We start from the raw sequence: 18,029 nt of genomic DNA on the forward strand, positions 1-18,029 counted from the left end.
CTATGCCCCCTGCGCCGCGATCACGGTGCGATAGGCATCGAGGTAATCGTCAACCAGCCGCTCGACCGAGAACCGTGCCAGCAGGGCCTTGCTGGGCCGATGCCGTTTCGGGCCCTGCCGGATTGCGTCCTGCAACGCACCGGTCAGCGCACCGACATCGCCGCGATCGTACAATCGGGCATGGGGGTAAAGCCCCGCCACTTCCGCCGATCCCCCGGCGTCGGAAACGATCACCGGCAGCCCGGCGGCCATCGCCTCTATCAAGACGCGCGGCATCGGTTCGGGCCAGATCGAGGGGATGACGATCAGGTCCAGTTCCGCAAAAAACCGGTCGATCGGCACGAACCCCGGCCACGCGACCGGCAGGTCGGCGCTTGCGGCTTTCAGCCCCTCGACATAGGATTGCTCACCCCGTCCGGCGACGGTCAGCGTCCAAGCGTCGTTTGGCAGCGGGCGGCAAGCCGAGAGCAAAGTCTCGATCCCCTTTTCCGCCTTTACCATCCCGGCAAATCCGATCCGTAGGGGCTGTCCCGCTTTGCGCGGAGTGGGTTCGGGCGGCACCCCGATCCCCGGTACCGCGTTGAAGATCGTGCGCGACGGCGTATCGGCGAACAGGCCTTCCTGTCGGTGCCGGTCGATCATGAACTGGCTGTTGCCGACCACCATGCCCACGCCACCTGCGTTCTTTATTCGGCGGCGGGTCAATACGCGGCAAGACAGGCAGCGCGGTGTGCAATCCTTGCCATCGCGGAACAATCCGGCCCGCGCGCAGACCAGCCCGAAATCGCGCAGCGTATGCACGACTGGCAGGTTCATCGCGCGCAGCATAGGGATTACGTCGGATCCAAAGCCCGTCAGGTTGTTGGTATGCACCGCATCGGGCGCAATACTTTCCAAAAGGCGCGCCAGACCATCCATCCCGGCCCAGAGTCCCCGCGCCCGCCAGTGCCAGCCCAGCCGTGAAGCCGCGCCGCGTTCCTGCCCGTCATAGGGCCAATAGGTTTGCGCATGGGGCAGCCGATGCACGGTCACGCCATCTACGCTCTCGGTCGTCATCTCAGCGCCATCGTGCAGCACGATGGCGTCCACCTGATGCCCCGCTGCGACCAGCCCTTGGGCCAGCACGGCAACGCTACGCTCCGCACCGCCGACGGTGGAGGGTGGATAAAGCGTGTTGAGAATCGCGATCCGCATTGCGGCCGTGAATGCGGCAATGCGCCGAACCAGTCACGCGCGAATACGCTGATTTTCCGCGTTTCTGATCCATATTGGAGGGGTTTTCCCGGAGCAGCACCGGAACGGTTCCGAAACCCCCTCCCTGCCATCGCTGAACGCTGACATGACCATGGCGAACGTCGTGTCACAGATCGAGCAGGAGATACCGGACTATGAAATCTAAAATTGCCAATCCGCTTGCCGTGACCGGAGCCTTGGCGCTGGCCGTGTCACCGATGTTGACGTCGATCAGTGTCGCAGCTCCGGTAAGGGCGCCTGCTGGGCAGGAACTTCCGAAACGTGCTTCGGCCAAGCCAGAGGACGAATCGCAGATCGTCGGGCTTGGCACGGTGCTGGCGGTCATCGCCGTCGGCGGGGCGGTAGTCGCAGCTACAGTGGTTGCTTCCGGATCGTCCGATAGCAACGGCTAGCCGCCCGCTTGCGGCATTGCGACCGCCACGCGCATCCGCAGCCTTTTTCCTAACATTCTGAAGGTTCGCCAACCACACGTGCCCAATCCGCTTCGCCTTGCTTTTCCGGCCGATCCGGCGGTTCGGCCGGCCTTACCGGCGGTCGGTGCGGAGCGTCCGCTGATGCTCTTGCTGGGCGGAGCGATCTTTTTCGGCGGAGGCGGCACGCCCGCGCCCTTGGGCGAAACCATGGCAATCCTTTGCGCCTTGGCCGCAGGCGCCTGGGCTCTTTTGCGAATGCGTGACAAGGCTGCCGGATTAGCGTCCGGTCTGCTGATGCTGGCGGTCGCTTTGCCGGGGCTGGCCCTTTTGCAATTATTGCCCTTGCCAGCATCGGCGGTCTTTGCGCTGCCGCTGCGCGCGCCGCTGGCTGCGGCCTACGATGCGCTGGGCGTGTCGCCCGTGCTGCATCCGTTGACGATGGACCCGGCGGCCACGCGGTGGGGTCTGTTGTCATTGATCCCGCCCTTGGTCGCGCTGGTTCTGGCATCGCGACTTGATCGGCAGGGGGTGATGCGGATCATGCTGGCGCTGGTCGCGCTTGCGGTTCTATCCGGGGTGCTGGCGGGTTTGGAGCGTGTGGGCGGCGCGACCTTTGCCATCTATGCGCGCTCTGCCGGGACCGGCTCCGGCGGCTTGTTCGCGAACCAGAACTCGCAGGGCGATTTCCTGCTGATCGGCATGATCGCGGCGATCTTTCTTTCGTCTCCCAAGGATGCTGCGCTCGCATGGTTTCGCCCGCTTGTGCTGCTGATCGTGGCGTTTCTGGCGCTCTGCGTCTTGCTAACCGGCTCGCGCGCCGCGATTGCGCTGTTGGCGGTTCCGCTGGGGCTCTACGCGATCTTGAACTTGCGCGTGGGCCTGTCCCGCCGGTCAATCACCTTCGCCATGCTGCCGATTGCCGCGCTGGCGACCTTCCTTGCCCTGGCCCGTGATGCAACCGCCATTGCCACCGTGCTGGACCGTTTTGCATTGGGCGCAGACGGGCGGCTGACCGCGATCTGGCCCGATGCCCTTCACCTTGCCGGGGTCGCGTTCCCCTTCGGCACCGGGATCGGCACTTTCCCGCAGGTTTTCCCCATGGTCGAACGGTTATCGGTCGTCGACACGACCCTCGCCAACCGTGCCCACTGCGACTGGCTGGAATTCGCGATCGAGGGCGGGCTTCCGGCGATCCTGCTGTTGGCGGGGCTGGGCGCTTTTCTGGTTCGCACCACGCTTCGCAAATGGCGCGAAGGCTTCATGTACGGAGATTCGTCGATGGTCTCGATCATGGCGCTCGTCGCCACGCATTCGCTCGTGGATTATCCACTTCGCTCCATTTCGCTGGCAGTGGTGACGGCCATTGCGCTTGGATATTTCGGACAAAAGCCGGGGGGTCGCGCTCATGCTCAGGTTTAACGGGATGCGCGTTGGCGCAGCCATCTTCGTCGCAGCCGCGCTAGGCGGCTGCCAGTCGGTGCCGGACGCATCGATGGCGCGTGGACCCGCCGCCTATCAGGTACTCGCGCCGCAGGACGCACAGTCGATGGGCGCCTATCGCATCGGCCCGTTCGACCGGCTGACGATCTCTGTTTACGACGATCCCTCGCTGTCCTACACCGACCTGCCCGTCGATGCCGAGGGGCAGTTCGAATATCCGTTGATCGGCACGGTTACCGCCGCGGGCCTTACCAGCGGCGAACTGACGCGGCAGATCAAGGGCCGTCTCGATGACGCGTTCTATAACGACGCGCGCGTCACGGTCTTCGTCAACAGCTCTGCCAGCCAGTTCGTGACGGTCGAAGGGTCTGTGACCGAACCGGGCCGCTATCAACTGCCCAACGGCCGCGCGACCCTGCTGGAAATGATCGCGCAGGCGAAAAGCCCGACGCGTACGGCCAAGCTGGACCAGGTGATGGTGTTCCGCATGGAGGATGGCCAGCGCATGGGCGCGGTCTTCAACCTTGCCGAAATCCGGCGCGGCGCGGCGGACAACCCCGCGCTGCGCGGCGGCGATATCGTCGTCGTCGGCAATTCGGCGGTGAAGGGCGCGTTCCGCGACTTCCTGCTGACCGCGCCGTTCTTCAACGTGTTTCAGGCGTTCTGATATGAACAGGCATTCGTCCATCGCCGCCATCGGCACTTATCGACCCGACTTTGCGCCCGATCCGATCGAGAACGCTCCGGTCCTGAACATGGGCCGCGTCGGCGGGATCGTCTGGCACTATCGCCTGCTGATCGCGGGCCTGTTCCTTGGCGCATTGCTGCTGGGTCTGGCCATCACGATGCTTCTGACGCCGGAATATACCGCCAGCGCCAGTTTGCAGATCGATCAGGAAGCGCAACGCATCCTCGATTCGCAGGACGAGGCGTCCAGCAGCGCGTGGCAGGATGCCGACCGGTTCCTGCAAACCCACGTCGACGTGCTGCGCAGCCGCCGCATGGCCGAACGCGTTGCGGGCGAGCTGGACCTGTTCGACGATGCCGACGCGTTTTTTGCCACGATGCAGGTCGACCCGCCCAAGGCCGGGCTGGGCGATCCCGATCTGGCCAGGCGCGAGAAAGTGCTGCGCGTGATCGCCGACAATCTCGACATTCACCTGCCCGGCGATTCGCGGGTGGTGAGCATCGCCTTCACCAGCCCCGATCCGCAATTCGCCGCGCGTTTCGCCAATACTTTTGCCGACAGCTATGCGCGGTACAATGTGGACCGGCGGGTGGAGAATACCGAATACGCCCGCGACTTCCTGTCGCGCCAGCTGTCCGAAGCGCGCGACCGATTGGAACGCGCCGAGCAGGATGCCAACAACTATGCCCGCACCGTCGGGCTGGTCCGCACACCCTCTACTGCGCCGGGCCTGCCCGAATCGACTCTGACCGCCGTCGATCTGGGGGCCTATAACGGCGCGCTGGCAGAGGCGCGGACAGAGCGGATCGCGGCGCAGAGCAAGTGGAACCGCGTGGCGGGTGCGCCCGATATCGCCATCGGCGATGCGATCTCGAACCAGGCGATGCAGCAACTGATCGCAGCGCGCGCCGCCGTACATGCGCAACTTCAGGCGCAACTGGCCAACAAGCAGGCCGCGCATCCGGCGGTCGCACCCTTGCGCAATCAGCTGGAAGAATACGATGCGCAGATCGCTTCGCTGGCCGAAGGTATTCGCCGTTCGGTGCGCGACGATTACCTGATGGCGGTTCAGCGCGAGCAGGAACTGCAGGGCCGCGTCAACGGCCTCAAAACCGCGACGCAGCAGGAACGGGACGAGAGCGTGCAGCTCAACACCCTGATGCGCGAGGTGGACACCAGCCGCCAGCTCTATGACGCATTGTTGCAGCGTTATCGCGAGACGAGCGCAGAGGCGAACATCACCAGCAACAACGTGCAGCAGATCGACCGCGCGATGCCGCCGGTGCGGCCATCGTCGCCGCGCCTGTTGCTGAACCTTGCGCTGGCCGGCCTGCTGGGACTGGCCGTGGCGGCGGTGGTCGTGTTCCTGCGCGAGCAGGGCGACGATCGGCTGCGCCGTCCATCGGATATTGCCGAGAGGCTGGGGCTGAAACTGCTGGGCATTACCCCAAAGCTGAAGGGCGATGCCGATCCGGTGGCGGTGCTGGCCGAGCCTGCCTCGCCGCTGGCCGAATCGTTTGCATCGCTACGCACCGCCTTGCAGTTCGCGACACCTGTCGGCCTTCCGCGCCTGTTGATGCTTACTTCTACCGAGGCTGCAGAAGGGAAGTCGTCCACCGCATACGGTATTGCGCGTTCGGTCGCGGACGGCGGCGCGCGCGTGTTGTTGATCGATTGCGATCTGCGCCGCCCGGCTATCGCCGACATCACAGGTGTTCGGAACACCGTGGGCCTGACCGGAGCGCTGGCGACGCCGGGGGCGGTCGGCAGCGCCATCGAACAGAGCGAAATCGCGAACCTGTTCGTGATGACCAGCGGCGCGCGGCCCGCTGTGCCGACCGATTTAATCGGATCGGCCCAGATGATGGCGCTGTTGTCGCGGTTTGGCGAACGGTTTGACACGATCGTTTTGGATGCCCCACCGGTGCTGGGGCTGGCCGATGCGCCGATCCTTGCCAACTTGCCGGGCGTTGCGACATTGTTCGTGGTTGAGGCCGGAAGAACGCACCGGGCTGCGGCAAAAAGCGCGCTGGCGCGGCTGCGCGATACCAATGCCGACGTGATCGGCGCGGTCATGTCCCGCTTCGACTTTGCAGAGGCACGTCGCCTTGGGCTGGGCCACGAATATGGGCGGGGGTACACCTATTACAACTACGGTGCCTGATCGGGTGCCCCGGCCCTGGGGCAGACCGGTGCGGCTTGCCGCAACCGGGGTGCTGGCGGGACTGGCGGTTCTGACCGGTGGGTCCGGCGCTGAGCGGGCCAAAATATTTCAGCGCGACCCGGTTGAGGCCGCGCTGGCCCGTCCGTTGCAACCGGGGGCGATGGCGCTGGCCGCCTTGGCTCTGCAGGCGGAGGGTCGAGAGGCGGCGTCGGGCCTAGTGATACGGGCCGCCGCGATGCAGGGCTGGCGCGATCCGCTGGCGCAAAGCTGGGCGGTGCAGCAGGCGCTCGTGTCGGGGCATCCGAACATCGCGGCGGAGCGGATGGAGGCGCTGCTGCGGGCAGCACCTGAAAGCGCCTTGGCCGCGCCGGTGTTGGCAAGCGTGACGGCAGATGGCGACGCACGCCGGGCCTTGGCGAAACGGATGACCATTGGCGAGCCGTGGAGCGATGCCGTGCTGCCGATGTTGGCGGAGCAGGGTTCGCCGGGGTTGGTGCCGTTAGCTCGAGAAGCCCGCCGATCCGGCTACCTGCCCGCGCGCGCAGGGTTGGTCGATGCGGTCGGTAGGGCGGCTCAGCGCGATCCGGCGCTTGGACAAGACCTGCTCGCCGCCTTGGCAGGGCCGCGCGATCTGGCTCGCACCGGACTGTGGGATGCGGCGTTCGCCGCAGTGAAATTGCCGCGCGATCAGGTCACCCCTTTCGAATGGGCGCGAATGCCAGCTGCGGGTGTTGCGCTGTCCAGCGCCAAGGGGCGGCTGAACGTAAAGCGAACCGCCCACACACCCGCCCATGTCGCTGCCATAACCGCCGTGGTCGCACCGGGCAGATACCGTCTGACCTGGCATGCTTCGGGCAATGAACCATTGTCGTTGCACGCGGTCTGTGCATTTCCCGCCCGTGCGCTGGAAAACGCGCGCATCCAGCAACATGCCGATGAATTCGCGCGCACAATCACCGTGCCTGAAGACTGCCGCGCAGTCCGGATTCGTGTATTCGCGCCGTCATCCGGGCCGAGCCAGAGCTGGCTCAGCCAGCCATCGATAGAGCGGATCGACTGACGGGCGCTTCCTCTCTGCCCAGCCGGATCAGGTGCATCCCGCTGGTCGCATAGCCGATGACGAACAGCGCGAAAGCCGGCGAATAGGCCTCTACCGACAGGACGTAGAGATTGATCGCCGCGATCAGCAGCAGCTTGGTCCGGTCCTGCTCTTTCAGTGCGGCCAGCACCATCCCGGCGACCAGCGGCACGAAACACAGGCCGAACATCGCGAAGCTGGTAAGATAGAAATTGTCGATAGGCCGCAACAGCGATGCCCATTCCGAATAGCGCGCCGGAAAGGTCAGGCAGCCAAGTCCGCACCCGAACACCAGCGATTGGGGCGACCGATCGGCCAGAAAAACGAAGGGAAATTGCCAGCTTTCGCGCACGCGCTGTTGAAAGCTGGCAAGGTTCGGACTGATTTCCTCAAACCGGATCGACGATGCCGCAACCACCATCACCAGCGGCACGAGTACCAGCAGGAACGACCCCACCGCCAGCACGCGATGCGCTTCGCGTGTCCGCAAAGGGGCAAGGAAATAGGCCTGCACCGCGATAAACACCGTCGCCATGATCGAAACGACCAGTGCCGTCCGGCTCGTCGCGATCCAGCACGTCGCGATCACGCCCAGCCCCAGCGCGATGGCGGCGGTAGGGCTCAGCTTGCGGTGGACGAGCAGCAGCGTGAGCAAAGCGATCATCGCCGCCGTCGTCGATTCCCCGGAAAACCCGCCGAACCGCGTGACCGATTGAATCCACCAGACGCGGTCGACCGTCTTTTCCTGCCCAAACTGTTCGATGGCAAGGCCGGACCACGGATAGGTCACGAACTGGTCGATCACGACACCCGCGATGGTCAATAGGCAGACCATAACCAACAGCCTGCGCATCCGCGACAAGGCGGGCAGATCGACCCCGGCCAGCAGCCAGCCGGCATAGATCGGCACGAACATCTTGAATGCCGCGCCCAGAAAGGCCGGGGCCGGCCCCACGGTCGCAGCGGCAATGAACAAGGAAATCGGCAAGAGCGCCAGCGCATAGAGTGCAAACGGAGCCCTCCGCCGCAGTCCGAATTCCCACGCGAAGGCAGCCAGCGCGACGACCCCGATCAGATCGACCGCGAACCAGGCAAGACCCAGCCCGCCCAGATCGAGCCACCACCGCACCGGTGCGGCAAAGGCATCGCGCAGCAGGTGCGCCGCCCCGGCGACAAGACCGATCAGGCGAACGGTATCCAGCGATGGTGTCTCGGCCCGATCCCACCGCGCGGCGGCGGGCAAGGCCCCCTGAAACTGTCCCATGCCAAAGGGTTATCATCGCGGGAAAAGCGGGGCCAGATCAGGTTGATCCGGCCCCGATGCAATTACCAATTGTCCACCAAACCGGTTCCTTGCGGCGCGGACCGCAGTGGCGGCATCGCGCGCAAGTGGACGGCGGCGGCGTTGTCGGCGTGGGCATGGGTGGTGGCGGGCGGCATCGCGATACGCACCCGGTCGGCCCAGATCTGCGCCGACTCGTTCGCCACGATCGCGCCCGGCGGGGTCGTACCGCCCAACACGATGTCACCACGGTCGGCAAAAATCCGAGTGCCCGCCAGCCATGTCAGCGATTGCGCGACACAGCGGATCGTGCCGCCGTTGGTCCGCCCGAACTCACCCGCGAAATCCGCGCCGACGACGTCCTCGTGCAGGGTAAAGCTGTTGCAGCTGAGCGCCGCATTGCGTCCGCACAGGATGGACCGGCAGTTGACGGTGACAAGGTGGCAATCGGTATCCAGCCCGCCATAATTGCTGCCCGAAAAGCCGTCCTTCGCATTGTTGCTGGCGTCGCAATCGACGAACAGCGCCAGTCCGTGCAGGTCGCCGATGATGGTGCCGTTGGCATTGATCGCATCGCTGCCGCAATAGTTGAAGGTGCTGCGCTCAACCACGACTGCCTTCATCGATCCGGGCTTTGCGGTCGGCTGATAATGAAAGCCGGCAGAGGCGCTGCCGCCGATCGTATCGAAGCCCGAAATCGTGTCGTCCGCGCCCAGATACACGCTGGTCGGGGCATCGAACCGCCATGTGCCGCCGCCTGAACGCAGGACGCGGACGTTGCGGTTGGTCACCGCCTTGCCGTCGTGCCGGTTGACGTAGATCTTGCCGTTTACAAAGGCCCAGCTGCCCGGCGTGCGATTGCAGATCGCGGCGGTGTCGACGCGCAGCAGATCGGGGTGAAAGCCATCGGCATCGTGGCGCGACAGGTCGATCACCCGGTCCACCGTCGCCACTGACCAGCCGTAGCAATTGGTCTGCGTGCCATCCTTCGGCGGGTTGGCGTAATCGTCCCAAGTGCCCGTCACCACCCGTCCGCCCTTGGCGATAAAGGCGATGTCCACGGTGGGGCGCATGGCGATGAACATCGAAGGGTTCGTGGGCTTGCCGTACTCGCCCGCGCGGACGATCACCTTGGCCGGTTGCCCGCTGGCGTTCGCCGCCTCGACCGCTTTCCAGATTGAGCGCCATGGCAGCGATTCGGTGCCTTGGCCGTCGTTGTCGCTGCCCGTGGGAGAGACGTAATAGGTGTTTGCCGGGGCCGAGCGCGCGGTCGAGAACAGGTCGAAAATCTCGGCAGGCGACTTGTCCAGCGTGGCGACGGTGCCGTCGGCATGGCTGGACAGCGCGACGTTTGGTTCCCACTCGGCGACGGTCCACGCCGCGCGCCAGTCGGCGGGGATGTCCGCGCGCACGGCTTCGTCCATCGCGACGCCGAAACCGGCAAGGGCGGAGCGGCTGACGCCGCCGATTGATCCGGAATGGTGCATTTTGCTCAGCCCTCCGCGATCAGGTCAGTCGCCGTCGTCCCGGTCGCGCGCACATGGCTGGCGCGCACGGCGATGTAGCTGGCGTCGGGAAGGTTGCGATAGGTCACATCGGCATCGCTATCCATGCCGCGCAGGGTCACGTCCCCTCCGCTTCCGACGTAGATGCCCTTGGGAATCGCGGGCAGGCTGGCATTGTCGTCGGGTTGAATCGCGAAGGGCGCACGGGACGGCGAATTCGCGCTGTCCTGAAAGGATTCGAATCGATCCATGTTCTTGCTCCGTTCTATGGAGCCAGCCTCTTATGCAGGATCGCAGCTTGTAGGAAAGTGGATTATGCGAATTCACCTAAATGCCCATACCGGTTTGGTTGACGCATCGGTTTCAGGGTCGCCGGCCATGGTTCGGGACGAGCAGGAACATTGGCCGCGCGTGCTGCATGTCAGCGAGGTGCTGCCCGGCGGGGTCGGGCGCTATATCGACGAGTTGTCGCGGGCGCAGGCGGCAGACGCCGGGCCGGGGCAAGTGGCGGTGCTGGGGCCGGAGGGGCAGCTGGATACGATGGCGCCCGATCCGGCGGTGCGGTATTTCGGCTATCGGCAGGCGCAGCGCGGAGTTGGAGGGCTGGCATCGCTGGCGCGGGCCTTGCGGCGAACGGTGTTGGAGTTTCGGCCCGATGTCGTTCACTTGCACAGCAGCTTTGCGGGGCTGGTCGGGCGGCTGATCGGCACCGGGGTGGCGACGGTGTACACCGCGCATGGTTGGGCCATCGATCCCGACCGGCCAGCGCGGTTTCGCCCCGCGATGATCGCGACCGAGCGGGCCTTGGCGCGGCGGTGCGATGCGGTGATCAATATCTCTCCGCACGAGATGGCGTTTTTGGGCGAGATGGGGTTTCCGGCGGATCGGATGCGGCTGGTGCTGACGGGTCTTGGGAATGCCGCGATGCGAACTTCGCCAGCGCCCGTCGGCGGCGATGGGCCGTTGCGGCTGTTATTCGTCGGCAGGCTCGATCCGCAAAAGGGCTTCGATCTGCTGTGGCCCGAACTGGTCGAGGCTGCGCCGGGCAACCTGCATGTGCGCGTGGCAGGAACGGCGATGAAGGGCGGCGGTGGAGCCGGGTATCGCCCGCTGCCCAATGTCGAATTCCTCGGCTGGGTCGATCATGCAGAGGTGCAACGCCAGCTGGGATGGGCCGATGCGCTGATCATGCCTTCTCGGTGGGAGGGTATGCCGCTTGCCGCGCTGGAGGCGATGCGGGCGGGGCGGGCCGTGCTGTCCAGCGACCGGAGTGCGTTCCGGTCCATTGTCGAGCATGGGGTGAGCGGTTTGCGGCTGGATATCGACCGGCCCGGTTTCCTCGCCCGAGCGCTGGAGGGGGTCACACGCGCCGATCTGGTGCGGATGGGCGCGGCGGGTCGGGCGCGGATCGAGTGCGATTTTCGCCATGATCGCATGGTGCGCGAAATCTGGGATGTCTATCGAGAGGTCGTTGCGCCTTGAGCGACCCGGTCGACCAGTCCCGAAAGTCGCCGCGCGGACCGATCCCAGGCATAGCTGGCGGCCTGCAACCGACCCTTGGCGATCATCCGTTGGGCCAATTGCGCATCGCCGGTGACCGCCAGCATTGCGCACCCCATCTCCCCTACATCGAGCGGGTCGACCAGCAACGCGGCCTCGCCGCAAACTTCGGGCAGGGCGGAGGCTTTTGCGGCGATCACCGGGGTGCCCAGCGCCATTGCCTCAATCGCTGGAATGCCGAACCCTTCGAGCAGCGAGGGCATCAGAAATGCCGCCGCCCCTTCAATCACCGCGCGCAGTTCGGCGTCATTGATGCGCGACAGTCGGTGCAGGCGCGGGTGCTTGGCCATACCGATCTCATCGCCGAAAATGCGCGGATCGCCGCCGCCGACAATGACGAGGTCGAACGCGGGATTGTCCAGCGCGGCATAGGCGGCAAGCGCGGTGGCGAAATTTTTGTTCGGGTTCGCGCTGCCGACGCACAGCGCATAGGGCCGTGCCGCGATGCCAAGGCGTTCTGGGGCGCTGCGGTCGGGTTCGACCTCAAGGATATGATCGGCGGCGTTGTAAATCACCTCGATCCGGCTGGCGTCGATGCCGAAGGCCCGCGCGATCTCTCTTGCCGACCAATGCGAGACGGTGCAGATCGTCGCCTGCCGCGCCAGCGCGCCTTGCAACACGCGATAGGCAACGCGAAAGCGCCGCGAAAATCCATCCGGGCCGAGCAGATAGTTCACATCGTGGATCATCACGATCTGCCGCCGCAGCCCGACCGGTCCGGTACCGCCCAACCCGACAAGAACGTCCTGCGGGCCGAGATGGCGACGCAGCGTCACCTGTTCCCACAAGTGCCCCGAAAGGCCGGGCACGACCTCTACCGGCATCGCGTAATCGGGTCGTGGCGGTTCTGGCGCGACCGTCACCGCATCGGTGCGCGTCGTGATCAGCCGACGCCCAAGTTCATAGGCGACGCGCTGGACGCCGGTCATCGGCTGGCCGGTGAAACGGGCATTCAGATGGATCAAGCGGCCCCCAATGTGGTTGGCGATATTGCCAAACATAGGCAAGGGGTTAGGCAGCCCGCGGTGTTCGATCAAGCAAAGCAGGCTCCATATCGGTGGCACTTGCCATGTGGCTGACGGGCGGGACCATTTTCGGATTGCGTATTGCGACGCTCGGCTTGCGCTTTGCGCTTGCCGTTTACGTCACGGCGCTGCTCGGCCTTGCCGACATGGGCAGGCTGGGCATCGTTCAGGGCCTTAGCGCCTTAGTCCCGGCGGTGATCGGGATGGGGTACAACTTTCACATGTGCCGCGATGTCGTGGGCGGCGATCCGGCCGGCCGCATCGCAATCGTTCGCGACCGTCTGGCTTGGTCGATGCGTATGGCGGCGCTGGCCGCCACCCTGGGGCTGGGGGGATGGTGGCTGGTCCTCGGTCGGCCCGACTGGATCGTCCTTGTCGTCGTGGCGATCCTTTGGGCGGAGGCGCTGGCGATGGATGCGTATCTTGCGCTGACCGGGCTGCGCATGAACGTTCTGGCGAACGTCGGCGTTCTGCTGCGCACGGCGGCGTGGGTGCCTATTGCCATCGCGGGCGGCTGGCTGGCGCCCGACTTGCGGACGCTGGACTTCGTCTATGCCTGCTGGCTGGGCGGGCATGTCGCCAATTTCGCGCTGCTGTACCGCACTTTGCATGCGCGCGGGCTTTGGCCCCGCTGGCGCGACGACCCGCCGACCGGCTGGCTGGGCAGAACGCGGAAAGGCGCGGTGCAGATATGGCCCAGCGACGTGGCCCTCGTCCTGATTTCCTACGGCGACCGTTTCATTCTTGCGGCAATTGTCGGTGAAGCGGCATTGGGCGCCTATGTCTTTTTCTGGACCTTCGCCAACATGATCAGGACGCTGATGCAGTCATCGGTGGTCACCCCGGCCTTGCCGCGCCTGATCGAATTGAACCGGGTCGACAGGGCAAGCTGGCTGGCCGCCGCACGGCGGCTGGGCATCGCGATACCGCTGGTGGGGGCGACAGCTTCGGCGGGAATGCTGGCGTTCGTCTGGGCCGGACACGCCTATGTGCCGCAGGGCGACTTCCCTTGGGACGGCCCGCTTGCCGTGGCGATCTTCGCGGCGATACTGGCGATCTATTGCGGCGATTACCTGTCGACCGTGCTCAACAGCGCCGGGGCGGTTCGGGCTTATTCCACGCTGAACATCGCGTTTGCCGGGGTGCTGATGCTGGGCGTGCTGATAGGGGCATTGACCGGCGGTGTCATCGGCGCAGTCGTCGCCAGCCTGATCGTCGCGCTGGTCTTCGACGCGTTGAAAGTCCGCGCCGTCGTCCGCGTTTAGGTCCAGCTTAAACTTCGCCCGGCGCTTTCGCCTTGATCGCCAGCGCGTGAACGCGTTGGCCCGGCAGGTCGCCCAGCGCGCGGTTCACCATCCGCTGCCTCTCCAGCCGCGAAACGCCGCGAAAGGCATCGGCCACGATGGTCACCGTGAAGTGCGATTCGCCTGTGCCGTCATCGCCCGAATGGCCGCGGTGCATCGCGCTGTCGTTGCTGACGTCCAGCAGTTCCGGCGAAAACGTGACCTGCAGGATCGAACGGATTTCGGCCTCGACCGGGCCGGTATCGGATTCGGGGGCGGGGTGAGAAGTGCTGTCCATGCGCCGCCATATGGGTCACGGGGGTTCCAATTGCAAAGTCGATCCCTATCCTTTGGGGCGCAATGCGGCATGACAGGTTTCACGGACGGTTCGAAAGCACGGGGCGCGGGTGCGAGGCGCCGGGATGCGACGAGGCGGGAGAATTCCGCGCGCCCGGTTCGCGCGGACCCAGTTTCGACGGGCCGGGCGACTGGCGCTGGTTCTGCCTCGACCATGTCCGCGCCTTCAACGCGGGCTACGATTTCTTCGAAGGGATGAGCGCGGAGGAAATCTTGGACGCGCAGAGCCCGGTTCACGGCTGGCGCAACACCGCGCGGGTCTATTCGGGTATGGGGAACGACGGTCCGCGCTGGGCCGATTTCGAAGATCCGCTCGATGCGATTTCCGCCCGCGCGCGCAACATCCGGGGCGAACGGGAACGGCAATGGCAGCAGGACGCCGAGGCGCGGCAACGCGGGCTTGGATCAGAGGATCGCCGTGCGCTGGACGAGCTGGGGCTTGGTTACGACGCCGACCGCAAGGCGCTTCGCCAGCGGTACTCGGCACTGGTGCGCCGCTATCACCCCGACCGTAATGGCGGCGACCGGACGCACGAACATCGCCTGCAGCGCGTTGTCGATGCCTACCAGCACCTGCGCAAAGCACAGCGCTTTGCCTAGGCTAAACCCCGCGTAGCTTCCGATACCGCGCGGCGCGGTCGGGGCCGAACAGCGTGTCGTATTCGGACTTGCTGTAATAGACATCGTAAGCAGGCGCACCGTCCGACAGGTTGACCCAGTCCTGCTTGCTGCGGGTAAAGATATGTAGGTCGGGCGGGCAGGAATTCGGATCGTCCAGCGTGCCGATCCGCACGAAACTGCCTTTCTCGCCCATGCCGCCATAATGGCTCCATACCGCGACCTTGCAGGTCGGGCAGCGGGCGACCGACTGGCCCTTGCCGCTGTCTGACGGGGTCTGTACCCGTTCCGGCTCGCCTTGCAGGATGGTGACCTTCTCCGCCTCGATCAGGCCGTTCAGGGCAAAGGCCGCGCCGCTTTCGCGCTGACAGGATCGGCAGTGGCAGCAATGGACCGCGAATGGCCTGTCCTCCAGCCGATAACGCACCGCGCCGCACTCGCATCCGCCCTGATAGCCCATTCCTGCCTCTCCGTTGTTATCTATCCTTCGCAAAGCGCGACGAACTGGTCGGCAACCGCGCCCCAGCCCTGTTCGAACCCTATCTCCTTATGCTGCAACATCGCCTCTTCGGTCCAGTGCCGCGCGCTGGCGCTATAGCGGGTGCCGTCGCCCTCTGGCACGACTTCCCAGATGCCGATCATGAAGGGGTCGCTTGGGGTATAGATACCATCGGCCAGCGACACGGCATCGGTGGTGACGAAGCGCGTGCCGTCTTCCCAGCTGAGGAACACGCCTTCCTGCGGCATTTCCTCGCCCTCCGGTCCCTTCATGACCATCGCACTGCGGCCACCGGCGTGGCGTTCCTGCGCGACCATTTCGATGCGCCACGGGGCGGGGCACCACCACTCCTCCTGACGGTTGGCGAGGACATCCCAGCATTTTTCGACCGGCGCGTCGATCAGGCGAGTGATCGTCAGTTCGTACATGATTGCGACTCCTTGGATGTCAGTCCCGGTCGGGCGCGCCGAGCGGGAAGTATTGGCGATAGGGGTAGGCGGCGTCGACGCACTTCACGACTTCGGGCAGGGCCAGAAGGCGGGCGCGCAGGGCCTGAAGGTCGGGGCAATCGTCACCGATCGGTTCCACCCAGTCCGCGTAGAACAGCGAGGGCGCGGCGGCGCAGTCGACCAAGGTGATATGTTCGCGGCACAGCGCATCGGCGCGCGATTCCAGCCATGCATAGACGGTGCGCAATTGCGCGCGTGCCTCGTCCTGACGTGCGGTGTCGGGCGCATCGGGTGCCCGCATTTGCTCATAAACCGCGATGTTCATCACGTTCATGACATAGTTGTCGAACACCCGGTCCAGATTACGCAGCTTTTCCGCCCGGCCCGAAGGGATCAGGCCCGATGCGCGCTGGTGATGTGCGGCCAGATGCTCGATGATCGAGGTCGCTTCGAACACCACGGTTCCGTCGTCGTCCAGCACCGGGAATTTCCCGAACGGCCCGCCATGCTTGGCAACGAATGCCATGTTGTCGGGGTGCCCCGGATCGATGACGTGCAGCTTGTAGTCGAGATCCGCGGCATGAAGCGCGATCTGCGCCTTCCACGTGTAGGACGAAAACGGGTGACCGTAGAGTTCGAGCATTACCAGGTATCCTCCAATACGCGCCGCCGGCGGACCTTTTCGGCCTCGCTCGGATTATCCGGCCCGAACGAGCCGACCTGTGCGGGCCCGTCCGGCACGTAAGTGGCCAGGACGAATCCGCCCGAAGTGACTCGCGCCTCTACCTGTCGCATGGCGAGCGGCGGTGTACCATCCGCAAACATGCGCTTGCCCTTGCCCAGCACCACCGGCGCCATCATCAGCACCAGCTTGTCCAGCAACCTCTCTGCCAGCAGTTGCGGATAGAGCGTGGTGCTGCCCTGAATGACCAGCGGCGGGCCGTCGCCTTGCTTGATCGCGCGCAGGGCGTCCATGCTGTCCACCCGTTCGCTGCCCACCCAGTCGAGCGGCTGGTCGCCGTGCGTCATCACGTATTTGCGGCACGCGGCAAAGCGGGCGGAGATGGAATCGCTTTCGGGCATATAGGGCCAGTAGGCGGCGAAGATGTCATATGTCCGCCGCCCCAGAAGCAGGTCGAACGGCGGGTTGAGCAGGGCGTTGATCTGGTTGCCCAGCCCCTCGTCGCCCACCGCCGCGATCCAGCCGCCGTGGGCGAAGCCGCCGCTGCGATCCTCTTCCGCCGCGCCCGGCGCCTGCATCACCCCGTCGAGCGAGACGAAGGCGCCGCCAATGATCTCACGGCTCATTCCCCGCCCGACCCTGCGCGTGCCGCTTCGATCGCGGCGATGTCGATCTTGCCCATCGTCATCATCGCCTCGAACACGCGCTTTCGGGCGGCTGGATCGGGATCGGCCATGCCGTCGGCCAGCTGCCTGGGCGTGATCTGCCACGAATGGCCCCATTTGTCCTTGCACCAGCCGCAGGCCGATTCCTGCCCGCCGTTGCCGACGATGGCGTTCCAGAAACGGTCGGTTTCTTCCTGCGAGTTGGTCTGCACCTGAAACGAAAAGCTTTCGTTCGGTTTGAACTGATCGCCGCCGTTAAGGCCGATGCAGGACAGGCCCAGCACGGTGAATTCCACCGTCAGCGCATCGCCTTCCTTGCCGTCGGGATAGTCGGAGGGGACGCGGTAAACCGTGCCGACGGTGCTGTCCGGGAATGTATCGGCATAGAACCGCGCCGCTTCCTCTGCCGCGCCGTCGTACCAAAGGCATAAGGTGACGGGATTGCTCATGCGGGAACCTCGACGCCATCCATTTGCTTGCTCTTGCGATAGGCGGGACGCGTGCGCAGACGGTTCGCGTAATCCTTGAAGCTGTCTCGATAGGGCAGCATTTCGAACGTGATGCCCCAGTCCACGTGGCTTCCGACATAGACATCGGCCATGGTGAAACGGTCGCCGCATACGAAGGCGTGTTCTTTCAACCAGCCATCGAGTGTATCGACGGTGCGCTCGACGCTGCCAAAACCGACCGTGCGTTGCTGGTCCTTGTCGGGTTCGAAGTTCAACGTTCTGCTCATGATCGCCTGTTCGACCGGCCCTGCGGCAAAGAACAGCCAGCGAAAATAATCTGCCTTTTCCCCCTCTCTCGGCAAGAGCTCGGCGTCAGGATGGATCTCGGCAAGGTAGTGAGAGATAGCTGGAACTTCGGTTACCACCCGGTCGCCAGACGTGGTGTGATGGATGATCGTCGGGATTTTGCCCATCGGGTTCGCATCAAGCAGCGCTTGAGGCTTGGCATCCCAGGCGACTGGCAAGACATCGTAATCTGCACCGACCTCCTCAAGCGCCCAGCGGACGATCTGACCCCGGCTCATCGAGTTGTGAAAGAACGTGATTTCGGCCATCGAT

General features: G+C 64.9%; 20 protein-coding genes. 8 read left to right on the top strand and 12 right to left on the bottom strand.

Annotated features, from left to right (window positions below):
- Nucleotides 1–1,194 (bottom strand): glycosyltransferase family 4 protein, encoded by a 1,194-nt coding sequence (locus tag AB433_RS03340; protein WP_053058961.1) that lies wholly within the window; start codon nucleotides 1,192–1,194, stop codon nucleotides 1–3.
- Nucleotides 1,195–1,388: 194 nt separating this feature from the next.
- Between AB433_RS03340 and AB433_RS03345 the strand changes: the two genes are divergently transcribed.
- The 5 genes from AB433_RS03345 (at nucleotide 1,389) to AB433_RS03365 (ending at nucleotide 7,019) form a co-directional block, all read left to right on the top strand.
- Nucleotides 1,389–1,646 (top strand): hypothetical protein, encoded by a 258-nt coding sequence (locus AB433_RS03345; RefSeq protein ID WP_047819913.1) that lies wholly within the window; start codon nucleotides 1,389–1,391, stop codon nucleotides 1,644–1,646.
- A 78-nt stretch (nucleotides 1,647–1,724) separates the two neighbouring features.
- Nucleotides 1,725–3,086 carry an O-antigen ligase family protein gene (locus tag AB433_RS03350; protein ID WP_047819914.1) on the top strand — a complete coding sequence of 454 codons (1,362 nt, stop codon included), beginning with the start codon at nucleotides 1,725–1,727 and terminating at the stop codon, nucleotides 3,084–3,086.
- Nucleotides 3,087–3,090: 4 nt separating this feature from the next.
- Entirely contained in the window at nucleotides 3,091–3,774 is a 684-nt protein-coding gene (locus AB433_RS03355) for a polysaccharide biosynthesis/export family protein (protein ID WP_218916915.1), read from the top strand.
- A gap of 1 nt (nucleotide 3,775) precedes the next feature.
- Nucleotides 3,776–5,959: a GumC family protein gene (locus AB433_RS03360; RefSeq protein WP_053058962.1), complete on the top strand. Its 2,184-nt coding sequence runs from the start codon at nucleotides 3,776–3,778 to the stop codon at nucleotides 5,957–5,959.
- Between the two features lie 28 nt (nucleotides 5,960–5,987).
- Entirely contained in the window at nucleotides 5,988–7,019 is a 1,032-nt protein-coding gene (locus tag AB433_RS03365) for a hypothetical protein (RefSeq protein WP_047819916.1), read from the top strand.
- Here the strand turns inward: AB433_RS03365 and AB433_RS03370 are convergent.
- The 3 genes from AB433_RS03370 to AB433_RS03380 all read right to left on the bottom strand — a co-directional run bounded on the left by AB433_RS03370 (nucleotide 6,988) and on the right by AB433_RS03380 (nucleotide 10,075).
- Nucleotides 6,988–8,301, bottom strand: coding sequence for a hypothetical protein (locus AB433_RS03370; protein WP_047819917.1), 1,314 nt, complete (start codon nucleotides 8,299–8,301; stop codon nucleotides 6,988–6,990). The two genes, AB433_RS03365 and AB433_RS03370, sit on opposite strands and share 32 nt — an antisense overlap.
- A 62-nt stretch (nucleotides 8,302–8,363) precedes the next feature.
- Nucleotides 8,364–9,806 carry a hypothetical protein gene (locus tag AB433_RS03375; protein WP_047819918.1) on the bottom strand — a complete coding sequence of 481 codons (1,443 nt, stop codon included), beginning with the start codon at nucleotides 9,804–9,806 and terminating at the stop codon, nucleotides 8,364–8,366.
- A gap of 5 nt (nucleotides 9,807–9,811) precedes the next feature.
- Nucleotides 9,812–10,075, bottom strand: a complete 264-nt coding sequence (locus AB433_RS03380) for a spike base protein, RCAP_Rcc01079 family (protein ID WP_047819919.1) — start codon at nucleotides 10,073–10,075, stop codon at nucleotides 9,812–9,814.
- A 127-nt stretch (nucleotides 10,076–10,202) separates the two neighbouring features.
- On the opposite strand from AB433_RS03380, the gene AB433_RS03385 reads away from it, so the two are divergent.
- Nucleotides 10,203–11,306, top strand: coding sequence for a glycosyltransferase family 4 protein (locus tag AB433_RS03385; RefSeq protein WP_047819920.1), 1,104 nt, complete (start codon nucleotides 10,203–10,205; stop codon nucleotides 11,304–11,306).
- Here the strand turns inward: AB433_RS03385 and AB433_RS03390 are convergent.
- Entirely contained in the window at nucleotides 11,282–12,385 is a 1,104-nt protein-coding gene (locus AB433_RS03390) for a glycosyltransferase family 4 protein (RefSeq protein WP_047819921.1), read from the bottom strand. The genes AB433_RS03385 and AB433_RS03390 overlap by 25 nt on opposite strands.
- A gap of 56 nt (nucleotides 12,386–12,441) precedes the next feature.
- Between AB433_RS03390 and AB433_RS03395 the strand changes: the two genes are divergently transcribed.
- Complete coding sequence (locus AB433_RS03395; protein ID WP_156170657.1) at nucleotides 12,442–13,674, top strand: MATE family efflux transporter; 1,233 nt, start codon at nucleotides 12,442–12,444, stop codon at nucleotides 13,672–13,674.
- A gap of 7 nt (nucleotides 13,675–13,681) precedes the next feature.
- On the opposite strand, the gene AB433_RS03400 is transcribed toward AB433_RS03395, so the two are convergent.
- The gene (locus tag AB433_RS03400) at nucleotides 13,682–13,990 is read right to left on the bottom strand and encodes a BolA family protein (RefSeq protein ID WP_047819923.1); all 309 of its coding nucleotides are present in this window, start codon (nucleotides 13,988–13,990) and stop codon (nucleotides 13,682–13,684) included.
- Nucleotides 13,991–14,052: 62 nt separating this feature from the next.
- On the opposite strand from AB433_RS03400, the gene AB433_RS03405 reads away from it, so the two are divergent.
- Nucleotides 14,053–14,649 carry a J domain-containing protein gene (locus AB433_RS03405; protein WP_047819924.1) on the top strand — a complete coding sequence of 199 codons (597 nt, stop codon included), beginning with the start codon at nucleotides 14,053–14,055 and terminating at the stop codon, nucleotides 14,647–14,649.
- Between the two features lies 1 nt (nucleotide 14,650).
- Here AB433_RS03405 and AB433_RS03410 read toward each other — a convergent pair whose 3' ends face one another.
- From AB433_RS03410 to AB433_RS03435, 6 genes are read right to left on the bottom strand one after another with little or no spacing between them, the layout of a single operon-like run.
- Complete coding sequence (locus AB433_RS03410) at nucleotides 14,651–15,127, bottom strand: GFA family protein (protein WP_047819925.1); 477 nt, start codon at nucleotides 15,125–15,127, stop codon at nucleotides 14,651–14,653.
- Between the two features lie 20 nt (nucleotides 15,128–15,147).
- Nucleotides 15,148–15,594: an SRPBCC domain-containing protein gene (locus AB433_RS03415; protein ID WP_047819926.1), complete on the bottom strand. Its 447-nt coding sequence runs from the start codon at nucleotides 15,592–15,594 to the stop codon at nucleotides 15,148–15,150.
- 19 nt (nucleotides 15,595–15,613) lie between these two features.
- Entirely contained in the window at nucleotides 15,614–16,258 is a 645-nt protein-coding gene (locus tag AB433_RS03420; RefSeq protein WP_047819927.1) for a glutathione S-transferase family protein, read from the bottom strand.
- Nucleotides 16,258–16,923 (bottom strand): dihydrofolate reductase family protein, encoded by a 666-nt coding sequence (locus AB433_RS03425; RefSeq protein ID WP_047819928.1) that lies wholly within the window; start codon nucleotides 16,921–16,923, stop codon nucleotides 16,258–16,260. Before AB433_RS03425 ends, AB433_RS03420 begins: the two co-directional genes overlap by 1 nt.
- On the bottom strand, nucleotides 16,920–17,411 hold the full coding sequence (locus tag AB433_RS03430) for a VOC family protein (RefSeq protein ID WP_047819929.1): 492 nt from the start codon (nucleotides 17,409–17,411) through the stop codon (nucleotides 16,920–16,922). The genes AB433_RS03425 and AB433_RS03430 overlap by 4 nt, the downstream gene beginning before the upstream one ends.
- A complete protein-coding gene (locus AB433_RS03435) occupies nucleotides 17,408–18,025 on the bottom strand; it encodes a glutathione S-transferase family protein (RefSeq protein ID WP_047819930.1) in 618 nt (205 codons plus the stop codon). Before AB433_RS03435 ends, AB433_RS03430 begins: the two co-directional genes overlap by 4 nt.
- Nucleotides 18,026–18,029 lie beyond the last annotated feature (4 nt).

The sequence above is a fragment of the Croceicoccus naphthovorans genome, assembly GCF_001028705.1.
Classification (GTDB): Bacteria; Pseudomonadota; Alphaproteobacteria; order Sphingomonadales; family Sphingomonadaceae; genus Croceicoccus; species Croceicoccus naphthovorans.